At 69.1% G+C, this 15406-nt stretch carries 17 protein-coding genes; 13 read left to right on the top strand and 4 right to left on the bottom strand.

Annotated features, from left to right (window positions below; translation table 11 throughout):
- Positions 1 to 11 precede the first annotated feature (11 nt).
- Positions 12 to 233 (bottom strand): MbtH family protein, encoded by a 222-nt coding sequence (locus tag Drose_RS14965; RefSeq protein ID WP_260728805.1) that lies wholly within the window; start codon positions 231 to 233, stop codon positions 12 to 14.
- Positions 234 to 692: 459 nt separating this feature from the next.
- On the opposite strand from Drose_RS14965, the gene Drose_RS14960 reads away from it, so the two are divergent.
- The 9 genes from Drose_RS14960 (at position 693) to Drose_RS14920 (ending at position 7215) form a co-directional block, all read left to right on the top strand.
- The gene (locus tag Drose_RS14960) at positions 693 to 1694 is read left to right on the top strand and encodes a hypothetical protein (protein WP_260728804.1); all 1002 of its coding nucleotides are present in this window, start codon (positions 693 to 695) and stop codon (positions 1692 to 1694) included.
- Positions 1695 to 1821: 127 nt separating this feature from the next.
- Positions 1822 to 2169, top strand: coding sequence for an acyl carrier protein (locus tag Drose_RS14955; protein WP_260728803.1), 348 nt, complete (start codon positions 1822 to 1824; stop codon positions 2167 to 2169).
- Positions 2163 to 3332, top strand: a complete 1170-nt coding sequence (locus Drose_RS14950; protein ID WP_260728802.1) for a nitric oxide synthase oxygenase — start codon at positions 2163 to 2165, stop codon at positions 3330 to 3332. The genes Drose_RS14955 and Drose_RS14950 overlap by 7 nt, the downstream gene beginning before the upstream one ends.
- Positions 3329 to 4195 carry an ABC transporter permease gene (locus Drose_RS14945; RefSeq protein ID WP_260728801.1) on the top strand — a complete coding sequence of 289 codons (867 nt, stop codon included), beginning with the start codon at positions 3329 to 3331 and terminating at the stop codon, positions 4193 to 4195. The genes Drose_RS14950 and Drose_RS14945 overlap by 4 nt, the downstream gene beginning before the upstream one ends.
- 1 nt (position 4196) lies before the next feature.
- Complete coding sequence (locus tag Drose_RS14940) at positions 4197 to 4991, top strand: ABC-2 family transporter protein (protein WP_260728800.1); 795 nt, start codon at positions 4197 to 4199, stop codon at positions 4989 to 4991.
- A gap of 1 nt (position 4992) precedes the next feature.
- The gene (locus tag Drose_RS14935; protein WP_260728799.1) at positions 4993 to 6057 is read left to right on the top strand and encodes an ABC transporter ATP-binding protein; all 1065 of its coding nucleotides are present in this window, start codon (positions 4993 to 4995) and stop codon (positions 6055 to 6057) included.
- Between the two features lie 167 nt (positions 6058 to 6224).
- Positions 6225 to 6656, top strand: coding sequence for an SRPBCC domain-containing protein (locus Drose_RS14930; protein WP_260728798.1), 432 nt, complete (start codon positions 6225 to 6227; stop codon positions 6654 to 6656).
- Positions 6646 to 7020 (top strand): ArsR/SmtB family transcription factor, encoded by a 375-nt coding sequence (locus tag Drose_RS14925; RefSeq protein ID WP_260728797.1) that lies wholly within the window; start codon positions 6646 to 6648, stop codon positions 7018 to 7020. Before Drose_RS14930 ends, Drose_RS14925 begins: the two co-directional genes overlap by 11 nt.
- Positions 7021 to 7215, top strand: a complete 195-nt coding sequence (locus Drose_RS14920) for a hypothetical protein (RefSeq protein WP_260728796.1) — start codon at positions 7021 to 7023, stop codon at positions 7213 to 7215.
- 49 nt (positions 7216 to 7264) lie between these two features.
- On the opposite strand, the gene Drose_RS14915 is transcribed toward Drose_RS14920, so the two are convergent.
- Both Drose_RS14915 and Drose_RS14910 read right to left on the bottom strand, forming a co-directional pair.
- Positions 7265 to 8827, bottom strand: coding sequence for a hypothetical protein (locus Drose_RS14915; protein ID WP_260728795.1), 1563 nt, complete (start codon positions 8825 to 8827; stop codon positions 7265 to 7267).
- Positions 8828 to 8904: 77 nt separating this feature from the next.
- Positions 8905 to 10467, bottom strand: coding sequence for a M23 family metallopeptidase (locus Drose_RS14910; RefSeq protein ID WP_260728794.1), 1563 nt, complete (start codon positions 10465 to 10467; stop codon positions 8905 to 8907).
- Positions 10468 to 10790: 323 nt separating this feature from the next.
- Here Drose_RS14910 and Drose_RS14905 point away from each other — a divergent pair, with 323 nt between their 5' ends.
- The 4 genes from Drose_RS14905 (at position 10791) to Drose_RS14890 (ending at position 14833) form a co-directional block, all read left to right on the top strand.
- Positions 10791 to 11651: a helix-turn-helix domain-containing protein gene (locus Drose_RS14905; protein ID WP_260728793.1), complete on the top strand. Its 861-nt coding sequence runs from the start codon at positions 10791 to 10793 to the stop codon at positions 11649 to 11651.
- 243 nt (positions 11652 to 11894) lie between these two features.
- Positions 11895 to 12893: a beta-ketoacyl-ACP synthase III gene (locus tag Drose_RS14900; protein ID WP_260728792.1), complete on the top strand. Its 999-nt coding sequence runs from the start codon at positions 11895 to 11897 to the stop codon at positions 12891 to 12893.
- Between the two features lie 125 nt (positions 12894 to 13018).
- Positions 13019 to 13756, top strand: a complete 738-nt coding sequence (locus Drose_RS14895) for an SDR family NAD(P)-dependent oxidoreductase (protein ID WP_260728791.1) — start codon at positions 13019 to 13021, stop codon at positions 13754 to 13756.
- A gap of 48 nt (positions 13757 to 13804) precedes the next feature.
- Entirely contained in the window at positions 13805 to 14833 is a 1029-nt protein-coding gene (locus tag Drose_RS14890; protein WP_260728790.1) for an LLM class flavin-dependent oxidoreductase, read from the top strand.
- A gap of 40 nt (positions 14834 to 14873) precedes the next feature.
- On the opposite strand, the gene Drose_RS14885 is transcribed toward Drose_RS14890, so the two are convergent.
- A complete protein-coding gene (locus Drose_RS14885; RefSeq protein WP_260728789.1) occupies positions 14874 to 15368 on the bottom strand; it encodes a MarR family winged helix-turn-helix transcriptional regulator in 495 nt (164 codons plus the stop codon).
- Positions 15369 to 15406: the final 38 nt, after the last annotated feature.

Below are 15406 nucleotides of genomic sequence, written 5' to 3'. Positions count from 1 at the left end.
CGGTGGGCATCTCAGTCGCCGTCCCGCTGGGCGAGTCGCCTGCGCAGCGACAGTGGTCGCATGTCCGTCCATACCCGTTCGATGTGGTCGAGACATTCGGACTTGCTTCCCACCACGCCGACCTCGGACCAGCCTGCGGGGACCTCCCGGCCGTCGAGCCAGATGGAATACTGCTCCTCGTGGTTGACGACCACGGTGTACGTGGCCTGGTCCTCCTGATCGGACGCGAACATGGTCCTCTCTCCGTGTTCGACTCAACTGGCACCGCTTGCGGGGGCACGCCCTGGCGGGGCGTGGTGAGTTCCAGCGGCGCGACGCGTCATCAGCCCTCGTTCCCGTGCGGCTGAACGGTTCAGCGGGACGCGCGGCCACCGTTGTGGTCTCCACGCGACCATTCCAGACGACGGGTCCGACGTCGTATTACCTTCTTTATGGGACTTGCCGTCGGCCTTCCTCCCGTGATGGCAATAGCTTCATGGGCATCGAAGGACGCCGTGTCGTGCGGCGGGGTACCGAACATGGAGGACCCTCACTGTGGTCGTTGATCCGGTAGCTGCGGCCACCTACACTCACCTACGGCCAGGCCCGGTCCGGCCGGCACTCCCCATGCGCCGGACAGGCGAGGCACGGCCCCGGAACTGCCGGGCCCGCCGCCGGGACACGTCAAGCGCACAGGCGTCCAGGAGGCCGGGATGACCACGTCGATGCCCGACTCCTGGCACTCCACGGGACATCGGCCACGACGCCCTCCACCGCCTGGTGCGCACCCGCGACCGGAAGCGGATCGCATCGACCGCCACCACCTCATGATGGCGCTGGAGGCGCTCCGACAGGTGCCGGAGCAGGCCCGGCGGTATACCGTGCCCGAGGAGGAGGTGGTCGTTCGCGGCCTATCGGCGCTCGTCCTCGCGGAGTTGAGAGCGCTGGGTCTGCGCAGTCAGCAGCGGGACGGCGTGCGTTACTACGACAGCGACGACGTGATGAGCCTGACCGTGCACGGCAACGTCGGCCCGTCGGCGGCCGGTCCCAGGCGGTTCTGGCCGCGCCGGCTCAACGCCCGGACCGACGCACCGTTCGCGCGTTTCGAGGTGGAGTACCGGATGCTCTGCCCCCGCCCGGGCCATGCGGCACCGTGCCGGTTCCACGTCCTGGTGGCCGGCGGCGGCGTCGAGACGATCGAGACGCGAGAGTCGGTGGTCCGGCACCGGGTGCCGGTGTCACTGCGTAACGAATGGCCCGAGATACCCCGGCCTTATCCGGCCGCGCTGCGGGACATGACGCAGAACCACCTGATGTGGCTCCCCGAAGCGATCCGGCACTCCATGGAGTTCGTGGCGCGGACCGGCCTGCTTGACTGCGGCGAGGCGGCTAGGATGCTCGTCGCCACGGGCGAGCGGGAGGGCCTGCGCATCCGCCCGTCCTTCGGGCTGGTCGTCACCGCGCCGTTCGCAATGCGCCACTACTGGGCCGACGTGCTCGTCGGTGATGACTGGGTCCCGGTCGACCCGTTGCTGCTCAGCGCCATGCTCCGATGGCGGGCGCTGAGCGAGGCGGACTGGACACCGTATCGATCCCCCGGCCGGATACTGCACCGCCTCGGCGACAGCGACCGGCCGCTGGTCACGCACGGAGAAAACAGGGAGGACGAGGAGGTGGCGGTCACGCTGATCACCAGGCCGGTGCCCGGACCCTGAGGCCCGCCACCGGGGTCGCCCGACTCCCGTGTCCGCGCTCGCCCTGGGAAGCGGAGCGGCTCATGCGGCGATTTCGAACGCCGCCGGTACGACACGGACACCACAGCCTGAGACTGGAAGGGGTGAGATGAGTTCCGCCGTTCAGCGGGCCGCCAGCGGAGGGGGCGAAGCCGGGACACCCTGGCCGCCGTCCTTCGAAACCATCGTCCGGGCGTTCCTGCCGGCCCTTCCGCCGACCACGCCGCTGCTTCCCGACACGCCGTTGGCGGACTACGGACTGGACTCGCTGGCCGTGGTCGGCCTCATCGTCGAGATCGAGGACGCCTACGGGTTCGAGTTCCCGGAGGAAACCGTCATCCCTCAGACGTTCTACGATCCGACCGCGCTGTGGACCGTCGTCGCACCGGTCGTCGGCCAGCGGTTGTCGCTGGCCCGCGGACCGCTCACGCAATCGAGAGGACAGCCGCCATGGTGATGCACGCATCGTCCTCAGACGATCCGGTCCAGTCGGACGACGTGTTGTCCGAAGCGATGGACTTCCTGCGCGAGTGCGGGCAGAGCGGCACCAGAGCCGCCGTCTCCGGTCGCCGGCTCGCCGAGGCGAGCGCCGGCATCCTGGCGGAAGGAACCTACCCGCAGACATACTCCGAACTCGTCCACGGCGCCCGGCTGGCCTGGCGGAACGCGCTGGACTGCCTGGGGCGCCCCCACTGGAACATGCTCCACGTTCGCGACGCCCGCGACGTCCGCACCCCCGACGAGTGCTACGACGCCTGCGTCGAGCATCTCCGGTTCGCCACGAACGGCGGAAAGATCCGGCTGGTCCTGACCGCCTTTCCACAACGCGCACCCGGCACCACCGGCTGGCGGATCTGGAACTCACACCTGGTCCGCTACGCGGGTTACCGGACGTCCGGCGGCGCCGTGATGGGCGATCCGGATACGGCCGACCTCACGCAGTTCGCATTGGAGCTCGGATGGCCGGGCGGTGCTGGCACGCCCTTCGATGTCCTGCCACTGATCATCCAACCTCCGGACGGGCCGCCGCAGTGGTATCCACTGCCCGAGGACGCGGTGCTCCAGGTGCCCCTGAGCCATCCCGAATACTCCTGGTTCGAGGAGTTGGAGCTCAAGTGGTACGCGCATCCGGCCATCAGCAACCACATACTGCGCATCGGCGGCGTCGAGTACCCGGCCGCCCCCTTCTCCGGCTGGTACACGTGCACCGAGGTCGCCGCGAGAAACCTCTCGGATCAACACCGGTACAACGCGCTTCCGTCCATTGCCGGCCGGATGGGCCTCGATCAGCGCTCGCCCCGGTCGCTGTGGCAGGACCGTGCACTGACGGAACTGCTGCGTGCCGTCCTGCACTCCTATGACCAGCACGGCGTCACCATGGTGGACCATCACTTCGCCGCCGAGGCGTTCGTCCGGCACGAGCACAGGGAAGCGAAGGCAGGACGCACCGTACCGGCGCGGTGGCGCTCACTGGTCGCACCGACCGCCGCCTCCACCACGCCCACCTTCACGCGGGAGTACCCGGAGGAGGTTCGCATGCCCAACTTCTTCCGCCATCCGGATTCGCCGAGGCCGGCCGTCGAGCGGGATCCGACGGTGTCGGCAGGTACCCGGACATGACCACCGGGACCGTCACGGAGGTCGGCGCGCCCCGGCCCGCCGAGGAGGCAGGACATCATCTCCAGGTCTTCACGACGCTGGTCGGCCTGGAGATCAAACGAATATTCCGCTATCCGTCCGGCCCGTTGTTCTCGCTGCTGGTCGATCCCTTCGTCGTCCTCGCCATGGTCTTCATGATCCACGCCCTCTACCGCAACAACGGAGGGGCGGACATCGTCGGCTACAGCCTGCACACGATGATCTGGTACTTCGTCGCCGCGACGATCACCAGGTACCTCGTGTCCAACGACACGGACTGGCGGGTGTCGGACCGGATCATGCGGGGTGAGCTCGCCCAGGATCTGGTCCGGCCGCTCTCGGTCATCACCTGGGAACTGGCGGCGGCGGTGGCCGCGCGCCTCACCGGAATCGTGCTCGAATTCCTGCCGAGCGTGCTGATCTACAGCCTCATCGATTTCCCCGCGTTCCTGAGGCCGGCCGCCGTGGCCCGGTTCCTGGCCGCCGCCACGATCGCCTTCGTCCTGTACTTCGCCGTGAACTTCATCGTCGGCATGACCACCCTCTATCTCCAGGGTCCGTACGTCGTCCTTGCGATCAGGTTCGTGGTGCTCAGCGTGGGGGCCGGCGCCTTCGTGCCGCTGGAGTTCCTTCCGGGACCGGTCCAGCAGTTTCTGAACTGGTCGCCGCTGCCGTACCTGTTCTACTGGCCCATCCAGTTCCTGCTGGGCCGCCCGGGGGCGGCCGACTGGGGGCTGTTCCTGAGGCAGGAGTCGAAGGCGGCGGCCTGGGCAGTCATCCTGTTGGCGCTGACCGCGTGGATGTGGCGTCGAGCCATCCGCCGATACACCGATGCGGGGGTTTGACATGACCTGGCTCAAGACGTCCATCGACCTGTTCCTGCTGAACAGCCGCGCCAACACCCAGCGATTGCTGCAGTACCGCACGGACTTCGCCGTCGGGGTCGCGATCACCTTCTTCTTCACCCTGCTCAGCCCGCTCCTGCAGTATCTGCTCTACACCCGCAGCAACGGCTATCCCGGCTGGACGTGGAGCCAGATACTTCTGTTGCAAGCCATCCTGCTGCTGGTCGGTGGCCTGCGGGACATCTTCTTCGGCGACGTTTCCAAGCACATCCAGAACCTCATGGCCAAAGGCGAACTGGATCAGGTGCTCCTCAAGCCCTTTCCCCCGCTGCTCTTCGTCCTCACCAGCAGCTTCTCGCCGTTCTCGGTGGTCACCGTCGTCGTCGGATCCGGCGCGGTCGTGTGGGCCTATGGTCGTTCCGGGGCACCCGTCGGCCCGATGCCCGTGATGTCCTTTGTGGTGTTCCTCCTCGCCGGCCTGACCCTGTACCTGACCGAAAGCGTCCTGTTCTGCGCGCTCACCGTGCGTTGGACCTATCCGCTGCGCCTACGCGAAACCCTTCAGAAGATCATCCGATTCGGCGATCCGCCGATGGAGGTCTACCCGCCCGTGGTGAGGGCCGCGCTCAGCACCGTCCTGCCGTTGGCGGTCGCGACCTACTGGCCCGCGCAGGCACTGCTCGGACGGCTGACGGTCGTCGCCTGGATCTCCCTCGCGTGCACCGTGCTGCTGCTGATCGGCGCGGTGCGCCTATGGAACAGGCAACTCAACCAGTATTCGAGCGCCGGAGGCTGACATGGATTCCCTGATCACGGTGCGGAACCTCCACAAGCTCTTCAGGGTCGACCAACGGGAGGACTCGGGGTTGTGGCCGGCCATCAAGAGCCTGATCCGGCGGGAGCGGGCCGAGGTGGTCGCGGTCGACGGGGTCAGCTTCAGCGTCACCGCCGGTGAGATCCGCGCGTTGATCGGACCGAACGGGGCCGGCAAGTCGACGGTCATGAAGATACTCTCCGGCATCCTCCACCCGACCTCCGGCGAGGTTACCTGTCTGGGTATCACGCCGTGGCGGGACCGGGTGAAGTACGTCCGGCACATCGGTGCCATCTTCGGCCAGAAGAGCCAATTGTTGTGGGACCTGCCGCCGGTCGACACCTTCGCCCTCAACCGGCGCATCTACCGGATCCCCGAGCGTCGATTCCGGGAGAACGTCGACTACTTCGTCGAGACGTTCGAGCTGGCCACGATCCTCGGCACGCCCGTACGCAGCCTGTCACTCGGCGAGCGGATGAAGTGCGAGGTGACCGCCGCGCTGCTGCACGACCCCACGTTGGTTTTCCTCGACGAGCCCACGATCGGGCTCGACATCCTGGCCAAGGACGCGCTCCGCGGCATGGTCCGGAAAGTCAACACGGAACGAGGGGTCACCTTCATGTTGACCACCCACGACCTGGACGACGTGGAAAACCTCTGCCTGCGCGCCACGCTCATCAACCGCGGGACGGTCCTGTTCGACGACATGCTGGCCCGGTTGCGCGCCGGCCGGTCCAGCGACAAGACGGTGGAGCTGAGGTTCACCCGGGTCGTCGAGGACCACGAACTGTCCCGGTGGTCCGTGCTGGAGAACTCGGGTGGTAGCTGCACTGTTCGAGTGATGAGCGACGACCTGCCGGCTCAGGTGAGCGAAATGCTGGCCACCCTTCCCGTTCAGGACATCGAGATGAAGAACGCCGGGATCGAGGCGGTCATCAAGGAGATGTACCTGTCCGGGCAGTGTGGTGGCCCGGACGACCCGGACGGCCCCGACGATGCCGTCGTGCGGGCGGGCGCCGTTGCGTTGTTTGATCGCAAGGCGCGGTGAAGCCATGAGCGCGCTCTGGGCCTTCAGATGGTGCGGGCGAGTTCGGTAAACGTGGGGCGTCAAGTCCGAGTTGGTCCGGACGTCGGTGATCACGAGTTCCGGGCGGTGCTCGGAGACGGCGGCCAGCAGCGCGGGCAACTTATCGGTTGCTAACGGTTGGAGGCTCTGTGGGCTTTCCTGATCGCATCGAGCGGACCGTCCAACTCGCTCACCCACCGGCCACAGTGTGGTCGGCGCTCACCACGGCCGAAGGGCTGGCCGCCTGGTTCGGCCAAGAGGCGACCATCGACCTGCGTCCCGGTGGGACGGCCCGGATGACCTGGTCCGACGGGTCCACCAAGGACATGCGGGTGGAACGCGTCGAGGAGCCGACCGTATTCGGGTTCACCTGGCAGATAGACGGGCTGCCCGAAGACGACGCCCGCCGAACCTATGTGGAGTTCACCCTCGAACCGGTCGGCTCGGGCACGCGGCTGCGGGTGGTCGAGACCGGCTTCGCCCAACTGCCGCCGGATGCCTATCGCAAGGCGTACGACGCCCACACCCAGGGCTGGGCCAGCGAACTCGGGGAACTCGTCGAGCGCCTCGATGCCGCCTGACAACGAAGCGATCGCCGAACAGGTCTTCGTCGCCCTAGCCGACCCGACCCGGCGCAATATCCTGGCCGCGCTCGCCTCAGCAGGACCGGCCACCGCCACGGACCTGGCCGCCCATCTACCGATCACCCGGCAGGCGATCGCCAAACACCTCACCCTCCTGGCCGACGCCGGCCTGGTCACCGCCGAACCGGGAGAGCGTCGGCGGGTGCGCTACCGGCTCCAGTCCGCGCCGATGCAGCAGGCCCAGCGGTTCCTGGCCGCGCTGGCCCGCGACTGGGACAACTCCCTCGGCGCGTTGACCGCCCACCTCAACCGGCAACTGGCACCGGCCGCCGACCCGGAGGCATCCGACACCGCGAAATGAATGAGGCCCCTCGAACGGTATCTACCAGGCGCTCAGTCGAGGGCCGCGCCGATCGTCCTGGCCGGTGTCGCCTACGAACGCGGCCTCGGCGTCCACACGCCGAGGCCGGGGTGCCTGTCGACCTGGTCGTGGCGGACCGGACCGGTCCGGGTGGCCGCCGTCCGGGCCGACGCGAAGTTCGTCCGCACCGAGTGAGACAGGGGCCCGGTCCGAGGCGCTTGGGGGCACCTCGGACCGGGCGGTCTCAGCCGATGCCGGTGCCGGGGACGTCGTACTGCCAGCCGCTGGCCCAGTACCAGTGCTTGAGCGAGGCGTCGGTACCGCGGGCGAAGATCTGCAGGGCGCCGGAGCGGTCTATGGTGACGCCGGGGGTGCCGGTTACGCCGGTGCCCGGGACGTCGTACTGCCAGCCGTTGTTCCAGTACCAGTGCTTGAGCGAGGCGTCGGTGCCGGCGGCGAAGACCTGAACCGAGCCACTGCCGTCCACGACGGTGGCCGGGGAACCGGCGATGCCCGTGCCCGGAACGTCGTACTGCCAACCGTTGGCCCAGTACCAGTGCTTCAGCGAGCCGTCGCTACCGGCGGCGAAGATCTGCAGGGCGCCGGAGCGGTCCATGGTGACGCCGGGCGTGCCGGTGACGCCGGTGCCCGGAACGTCGTACTGCCAGCCGTTGCTCCAGTACCAGTGCTTGAGCGAGCCGTCGCTACCGGCGGCGAAGACCTGAACCGAGCCACTGCCGTCCACGACGGTGGCCGGGGAACCGGCGATGCCCGTGCCCGGAACGTCGTACTGCCAACCGTTGGCCCAGTACCAGTGCTTCAGCGAGCCGTCGCTACCGGCGGCGAAGATCTGCAGGGCGCCGGAGCGGTCCATGGTCACGCCGGGCGTGCCGGTAACGCCGGTGCCCGGAACGTCGTACTGCCAGCCGTTGGCCCAGTACCAGTGCTTGAGCGAGCCGTCAGTGCCGGCGGCGAAAGCGTGGACCGAGCCACTGCCGTCCATGATGGTGGCCGGAGAGCTGGCGATGCCGGTACCCGGAACGTCGTACTGCCAGCCGTTGTTCCAGTACCAGTGCTTGAGCGAGCCGTCGATGCCGCGGGCGAACGTGTGCACCGAGCCGCTGCCGTCCACCAGCGTCGACGGGCCCGCCGCGTCGGACGCCCCGTACAGCGCCGCGACCATCAGCGACGCGTCGTGGACCTCGGCGCGGTACGCCGTGGGGAAGGCCGACCGCTGGACGCCCTGGCAGATGTCGCCGATGTCGCCGGTCATCCAGCCGTTGTTCGGGTAGATCCGCAGCATCGCGTTGAGGAAGGCGTTCGTGGCGTACACGGGGTCGATGAGCTGCGCGGGGGTGCCCCAGCCCTGCGACGGGCGTTGCTGGAACAGCCCGAGGCTGTCATGGTCGACCGCCTGGGTGTAGTTGTGCAGGGTCGTCTCGGTGATGGCGGTGGTGACGGCGATGACGGCCGCGCGTGACGGCAGGCCGCGGCCCCGGACGACATTGACGATGGCCCGGGCGCACGAGATGTTGTACCCGTTGACCGCCGTCCCGAGGCGGGCGCCGTTCATCTGGGGTTTGAGTTGCTGGGCGAGACTCGTGTCGGCGGCGGTCGTTCCTTCGGGGGTGCAGTTGTTGTACGCGATGGCCACGGCGGCCTGCGCGGACACGGGGGCGCCCGCCGGGCCCGGCACCGCGCCCGACGGTGCGGGAGCGGCATGCGCGGTGGCGGCACCGGTGATGAGGGAGCCGGTGAGCACCGTCGCCGTCACGATCGCGTGCACCGTGCGTCTGACGAGGGTCATGGAAGGTCCTTCGGTGAGGGAGTGGCTGGGGAGGGACCGGCCCGAGCTGCCGAGAAACACCTCGGGCCGGTGACGTGCTAGCCGATGCCGGTGCCGGGGACGTCGTACTGCCAGCCGCTGGCCCAGTACCAGTGCTTGAGCGAGGCGTCGGTACCGCGGGCGAAGATCTGCAGGGCGCCGGAGCGGTCTATGGTGACGCCGGGGGTGCCGGTTACGCCGGTGCCCGGAACGTCGTACTGCCAGCCGTTGTTCCAGTACCAGTGCTTGAGCGAGGCGTCGGTGCCGGCGGCGAAGACCTGAACCGAGCCACTGCCGTCCACGACGGTGGCCGGGGAACCGGCGATGCCCGTGCCCGGAACGTCGTACTGCCAACCGTTGGCCCAGTACCAGTGCTTCAGCGAGCCGTCGCTACCGGCGGCGAAGATCTGCAGGGCGCCGGAGCGGTCCATGGTGACGCCGGGCGTGCCGGTGACGCCGGTGCCCGGAACGTCGTACTGCCAGCCGTTGCTCCAGTACCAGTGCTTGAGCGAGCCGTCGCTACCGGCGGCGAAGACCTGAACCGAGCCACTGCCGTCCACGACGGTGGCCGGGGAACCGGCGATGCCCGTGCCCGGAACGTCGTACTGCCAACCGTTGGCCCAGTACCAGTGCTTCAGCGAGCCGTCGCTACCGGCGGCGAAGATCTGCAGGGCGCCGGAGCGGTCCATGGTCACGCCGGGCGTGCCGGTAACGCCGGTGCCCGGAACGTCGTACTGCCAGCCGTTGGCCCAGTACCAGTGCTTGAGCGAGCCGTCAGTGCCGGCGGCGAAAGCGTGGACCGAGCCACTGCCGTCCATGATGGTGGCCGGAGAGCTGGCGATGCCGGTACCCGGAACGTCGTACTGCCAGCCGTTGTTCCAGTACCAGTGCTTGAGCGAGCCGTCGATGCCGCGGGCGAACGTGTGCACCGAGCCGCTGCCGTCCACCAGCGTCGACGGGCCCGCCGCGTCCGGGCCGACCTGGCCCGGGCAGTTCCGGCTCGTCTCCATGTACGAGTTCGCGCGGGCGTCGTCGGTGATGTCGGTCGGGACCCCGTTGATCCAGGCGTGCACTGCGCGCCAACTGCCGTTGATCAGGTTCTGCTGCTCGTAGTGCAGGTGCGGGCCGCTGGTCGCGGTGCCGGTGTTGCCGGTGCGGGCGAGGTACTGGCCCTGTTCGACGCGCTGACCGTCGGTGAACTGGTACGAGTTGTCCTGCAGGTGCAGGTACAGGGTGCGCCAGCCGTTGTCGTGCATGATGCTGACCTGGTTGCCGCCGGTGGTGCTGTGCCCCTGGTAGGCGATCCCGCCGGCGGAGGCCAGCAGGTGGGTGCCCGTCGAGGCGCTCATGTCGATCTCGTAGTCGCCGTGGCCGTTGTACGTGCCAAGCTGGATTCTGGCGCCGCAGGCGAACGGTAGCTGGAACAGCGGTCGGGGGCCGACCGCCGCGGCCACCATCTCGGCGGCCTTGGGGGCTGCCCCGGCGTGGGTGTCAACCCCTGCCGGTGGTGGGGCCGAGGGGGCCGCGGCGGCCGGGCCGGCGACGACCGCGGCGGTGAACAGTCCGGAACTGACGGCCACACAGGCGACCGTCAATCGGCGGAAGAATCTGGACGCTGACATGGTGCGGAGCCTTTCGGGATGGTGATGCCGTGAGGGATGGACAATGGGGGGTCAATGGCACCGGCGAATGGATCCGGATCCGGCCACCGCGACAATCGCTGCGCTCGTGGAGGCAGGTGCGGTCGCGGGTGCTGTTTCTGTGGTGTTCGGATCCGGGTAACCCGTCCGTCGGCCGGCTCATCGTGTCCAGCGGCGCCGCCAGGCGGAAGAGATCCCGGGACGGGACGGGATGGGATGCCCATTGACCAGGCATTTCCCTGAGGGGGGTGGGATAGAAGATGGTCTTGCTCTAGCCTGTCCCCTAACGTCGACCTGGGGGAACGATGGTGCATCCTGCTACCGCAAACACATTGGCGACCAGCCTGAGAGTGCTGAAGGACCGCAAAGGTCGCAGTTTCGAAGCCCTGGCGAGGCGGTTGGGAGTCAGCAAGTCGGCGCTGCACCGGTATACCGCCGGCGACGCGGTTCCCGCGCAATTCAGCATCATCGAGCTGTGGGCCCGTGAATGCGACGCCACCGACCAGGAAATCGCGGAGCTGCGGCGGCTGTGGCAGATCAGCGCCGACCGGCGGCCCGTCCACAACGATGCGGGACCGGACGCGGCGTTCGACCCGGGGCAGGCCGTCACCGTGATCGAGCCGGACGCGCCGGTGGACGAGCGGTCCGCGGCCGGGACGGCCCCACCGGCGGTCCGCAGGGTGCGGTCGAGGGCGGTGCTGTGGCTGGTGCCGGCGGTGCTGCTGGTCGCGGCGACCGCCGTGACCAGCAGCACCGCCGAACGGCCGCTCATCGACTCGCCGGGCACCTCGGGTGCCCCGGCCGCGCTGTCCGGCGCCTGTGTGGCACGCGCCGGTGTGCGGCACGTCGACGCGCGCCGGGCCGGGCACGTCTGGCGGTCGGACTACCTGTGCCCCAACCGGCAGGAGGCTGCGCTGTACGCCGAGCCGGACAGCGACCAGAAGGTCGCCGTGATGGATACGACCCGTAGCTGGTTCGTCTGCTGGACGTCGGCCGTGCCGAAATTGGGCGGCGCGCCGTTGGTCTGGTACTACACCCGCGGCGACCGGTCCGAGCCGGGCGCCGACGAGTGGGACGGATGGGGATTCGTGGCACGGGCGGACGTCATGCTGGACGTCCATCCTTCGCCCGTGATGCCGGAGTGCTGGTTCGCGGCGGCGCCGTGAACCCGGCCCGATCCATGGGCTGACCCACTGGTGCCGCGGTGCACCGTGGCGTGATCCGCGATGGCTGGCCTATAGCCCTACTGTCGTAGGACAACGGGGAGGGCCGTGGGCGGTGACTGGAACGCCACCGCAGCGGAACCGGCGGTCATGTCTTGCTCCACCGCCACTTGAGTGCCGGCCGGCAGCCTGGGCGGCAGGACGAAGGCCCGAGTCGGGGTACTCGACGCGAGGAGCGAGCGCGACATGGCAACCGAATTCCTTCGCGGGCCCGGGACGCGGCTGCTGTCCGTGGCGGGCTACCGGCCACGGCGGGTAGTCGACAACGACGAGATCTGCACCTACATCGACTCGAGCGACGAGTGGATCCGGGCGCGAACCGGCATCCGGCAACGCCGCTGGGCGGACGAGGAGGAAACGGTCACCTTCATGGGCACCGAGGCGGGTCGGGTGGCGCTCGAACGGGCCGCAGTCGAGCCGCACGAGGTGGCCGCGGTGATCGTGTCCACGGTGACCCACCTGTGCCAGACGCCGGGTGCGGCCCCGCTGATCGCCGCGGAACTCGGCATCGTCGGCGTGCCCGCTTTCGACGTCTCGGCCGCGTGCGCCGGCTTCTGCTACTGCGTCGGCCTCGCCGACTCGATGATCCGCTCGGGGGCGGCGGCGGGGCCTGTGCTGGTCGTGGCGAGCGAACGGCTCACCGACATCAGCGACCTGCACGACCGGTCTACGGCCTTCCTCTTCGCCGACGGTGCCGGTGCCGTGGTGGTGGGCGAAGGAGCGGCGGGCATCGGCCCGGCCGTCTGGGGCAGCGACGGGCGGCGCAGCGACGTGGTCGGCCAGCGGCCGTACTGGTCCGCGCTGGCCGCCGAGCGCTACGACGGGCCGTGGCCGGCGTTGCGTATGGCGGGGCAGGAACTGTTCCGCTGGGCCATCAAGAACATGGTCGGCCTCGCCGAGGAGGCGATGAAGAAGGCCGGGGTGACCGCCGGCGATCTCGGTGCGTTCGTCCCGCACCAGGCCAACGGCCGGATCACGGAGGCGCTCGCCAAGCGCCTGGAACTGCCCGATAACGTCGCCGTCGCCTGGGACGTGGCGGAGGCCGGCAACACGTCCTCAGCGTCGATCCCGCTGGCCATGGACCGCATGATCGACTCCGGTCAGGCCAAGAGCGGCGACCTCGCGCTCCTCATGGGGTTCGGTTCCGGCTTGGTGTACGGCGCGCAGGTCGTAGCGCTGCCGTGATGCGATCCGCTCGACCGTGGCGCGATCCGCGGTCAAGCCGGGCTGCGCAGTGTATACGCACGGTGGTCGCGCCCCCGCAGTCGGTGGGTTCAGGCCGGCCATGGACGCTACACGTGGAGGACCTCATGAGCACCAGTCGGGTCGCGCTCGTGACCGGGTCGTCGTCGGGGATCGGTGAGGCGATCGCGCGACGCCTGGCGGTGGACGGCTTTTCGATAGTGGTCAATTCGGCGCGCTCCGTCGAGGCCGGGATGAAGGTGGCGGCGTCCCTCCCGGACGCGCTGTACGTGCAGGCCGACATCGCCCGCGAGGAGGACTGCCGACGCCTTGTCGACACCGCCGTGGCGCACTTCGGCCGGCTCGACGTCCTGGTCAACAACGCCGGCGTCACTCGGGCGATCCCCCACGCCGAGTTGGCGGCGGCGACCGGTGCGGTCTGGCGGGAGATCTTCGAGGTCAACGTCTTCGGTACCTGGCAGCTCACGGTGGCGGCGATGCCGGCGCTGCGGTCCGGTGGGGGCGGTTCGATCGTCAACGTCTCGTCCATCGCCGGCAGCCGACCGGCCGGTAGTTCCATCCCGTACGCCGTGAGCAAGGCAGCCATCGAGCACCTGACCCGGCTGCTGGCCGCCACCGTGGGTCCTGAGGTACGGGTGAACGCGGTGGCGCCCGGGTTGGTGGAGACTCCGCGGACCCAGGGAACGGACTTCTTCGCCCCTATCGCCGAGCAGGTCGCCCAGCTAGCGCCGCTACGTCGGGTCGGACAACCGGAGGACGTGGCCGCGGCGGTGAGCGCACTGTCCGGCGCCGCCTACACCACCGGCCAGGTGCTGCTCGTCGACGGCGGAGCACACCTGCGCTGAGCGGACCGCGCTCGTCCAGATCGTCGTCGACGGAGGAAAGGAAGCCGTATGCGTCTCGGAGTCAACCTTGTCCACGAGGGAGCCGGCGAGCTCGCCCAGGAGGCGGAGCGACTGGGTTTCGAGCTCGCGCTGGCGGCCGAGGGGTACCAGTCGGACGCCCCCAGTGTCCTCGGTCTCGTCGCCGGACAGACCAGCCGGATCGGTCTGGCCTCGGGTGTGATGCAGATCCCAGCCCGGCAGCCGGGTGCTGCGGCGCTCACCGCCGCCACCCTCGACGCGCTGAGCGGCGGCCGGTTCCGGCTCGGGCTCGGGGTGTCCAACCCGCACGTGTCCGACGGATGGTACGGCGTCCGGTTCGACCATCCGCTGGAGCGCACCCGCGAGTACGTGGAGGTGGTCCGCCGGGCACTCTCCGGCAACCCGGTCCGCTACGCCGGCAAGCACTTCGCCCTGCCCGCCTGGGGTCACGAGAACGCGCCGCTGCGGCTGCTCACCCACCCGGTCGATCGTGAGCTGCCGATCTATCTCGGCGCCGTCGGGCCACGGAGCATCCAGCTCACCGGCGAGATCGCGGATGGATGGCTGTGCGGGTTCACCACACCGGCGGCGTTGACCCGGTCCCGCGCGGAGCTGCTGACCGGACGGCGCCGCCGGGGGAAGGACCTGACCGGCTTCGAGGTGGTCTTGTTCGCGGCGATGGCAGTGGGCGACAACGCGGGGGCGGCGGCCGACAGCCTCCGCGCGCACTACGCGCGCCTGCTGGGCATCGGCGGCCCGAAGGACAACTTCTACTGTCGACTGGCCACGGAGATGGGCTACGAGAAGGACATCCTGGAGTTCCGGAACCATTTGCTGGCCGGTGACCTGCGGGGCAGCGCCGCGGCGGTACCGGCGGGATTCATCGATCGCACCGCCCTGATCGGGCCGGTGGAGCGGATCGCCGACCGGATGCGGGAGTACGCCGAGGCCGGGGTGACGGTCCTGAGCATCATGGTGTCGGCCAACCACACCGACCTGGCGGGGCGGCTGGAGATCCTCCGGCAGGCCGCGAAGGCGGCCGAAATGGCGGAATGCTAGCGCCCCGAGCTGCCGTTTCGTCCCGCGACCGGGCACCGGGTCAATCGGCGGTCTCCGCCGGGGACGCCTTGGACGCCTCCTGCTCGTACGCCTCGATCGTCTCCACGAACATGGCCCGCTGCTCCGGCGTTAGCGGCTCGAACACCTTGCGCCACGAGTTCGCCCCGTTCGCCAGCCACCGCTCGATGGCCGTCCGGGTCGACGGCTCCTGGGTGATGGCGACGATGGTACGCCGGCCGTCGTCGGGGTCGGCCTGCCGCTCCACCACACCCTGTCGGCTCAGGTCGCTGACCATGAGGCTCACCGTGCTCGGTGTCACCTCCAGCCGGGCGGCGAGCTGGTTGACCAGCATCGGGCCGTCGAACAGCAGGTAGGCCAGCAGCGAGAGATGCCGCGGCGCCAGATTCATCGACTGTAGCTGCTCCGGCAACGGGGTCCGTTTGAGGCGGCCGATCACGCGCGGCATCAGCAGGAGCATCGCCCGGGTCGCCTCGTCGGTGTGCAATCCGGCCTGTGGCTCCCGTTTCGATGCCATGCTAGCCGCTCCTCGTGCCACGCCTCGCTACCGGACCG

This window comes from Dactylosporangium roseum (assembly GCF_025264685.1).
GTDB classification, from domain to species: Bacteria; Actinomycetota; Actinomycetes; order Mycobacteriales; family Micromonosporaceae; genus Dactylosporangium; species Dactylosporangium roseum.
The sequence above is the reverse complement of the archived record's forward strand: the minus strand, read 5'-3'. Positions and strand labels throughout refer to the sequence as shown.

Excerpts from the sequence above, each read along its gene's own strand:
- Drose_RS14925 (WP_260728797.1), top strand. The coding sequence starts at position 6,646 with ATGCCGCCTGACAACGAAGCGATCGCCGAACAGGTCTTCGTCGCCCTA.
- Drose_RS14945 (WP_260728801.1), top strand. The coding sequence starts at position 3,329 with ATGACCACCGGGACCGTCACGGAGGTCGGCGCGCCCCGGCCCGCCGAG.
- Drose_RS14885 (WP_260728789.1), bottom strand. The coding sequence starts at position 15,368 with ATGGCATCGAAACGGGAGCCACAGGCCGGATTGCACACCGACGAGGCG.
- Drose_RS14895 (WP_260728791.1), top strand. The coding sequence starts at position 13,019 with ATGAGCACCAGTCGGGTCGCGCTCGTGACCGGGTCGTCGTCGGGGATC.
- Drose_RS14900 (WP_260728792.1), top strand. The coding sequence starts at position 11,895 with ATGGCAACCGAATTCCTTCGCGGGCCCGGGACGCGGCTGCTGTCCGTG.
- Drose_RS14935 (WP_260728799.1), top strand. The coding sequence starts at position 4,993 with ATGGATTCCCTGATCACGGTGCGGAACCTCCACAAGCTCTTCAGGGTC.
- Drose_RS14915 (WP_260728795.1), bottom strand. The coding sequence starts at position 8,827 with ATGACCCTCGTCAGACGCACGGTGCACGCGATCGTGACGGCGACGGTG.
- Drose_RS14905 (WP_260728793.1), top strand. The coding sequence starts at position 10,791 with ATGGTGCATCCTGCTACCGCAAACACATTGGCGACCAGCCTGAGAGTG.
- Drose_RS14950 (WP_260728802.1), top strand. The coding sequence starts at position 2,163 with ATGGTGATGCACGCATCGTCCTCAGACGATCCGGTCCAGTCGGACGAC.
- Drose_RS14920 (WP_260728796.1), top strand. The coding sequence starts at position 7,021 with ATGAGGCCCCTCGAACGGTATCTACCAGGCGCTCAGTCGAGGGCCGCG.
- Drose_RS14940 (WP_260728800.1), top strand. The coding sequence starts at position 4,197 with ATGACCTGGCTCAAGACGTCCATCGACCTGTTCCTGCTGAACAGCCGC.
- Drose_RS14910 (WP_260728794.1), bottom strand. The coding sequence starts at position 10,467 with ATGTCAGCGTCCAGATTCTTCCGCCGATTGACGGTCGCCTGTGTGGCC.
- Drose_RS14965 (WP_260728805.1), bottom strand. The coding sequence starts at position 233 with ATGTTCGCGTCCGATCAGGAGGACCAGGCCACGTACACCGTGGTCGTC.
- Drose_RS14955 (WP_260728803.1), top strand. The coding sequence starts at position 1,822 with ATGAGTTCCGCCGTTCAGCGGGCCGCCAGCGGAGGGGGCGAAGCCGGG.
- Drose_RS14960 (WP_260728804.1), top strand. The coding sequence starts at position 693 with ATGACCACGTCGATGCCCGACTCCTGGCACTCCACGGGACATCGGCCA.
- Drose_RS14890 (WP_260728790.1), top strand. The coding sequence starts at position 13,805 with ATGCGTCTCGGAGTCAACCTTGTCCACGAGGGAGCCGGCGAGCTCGCC.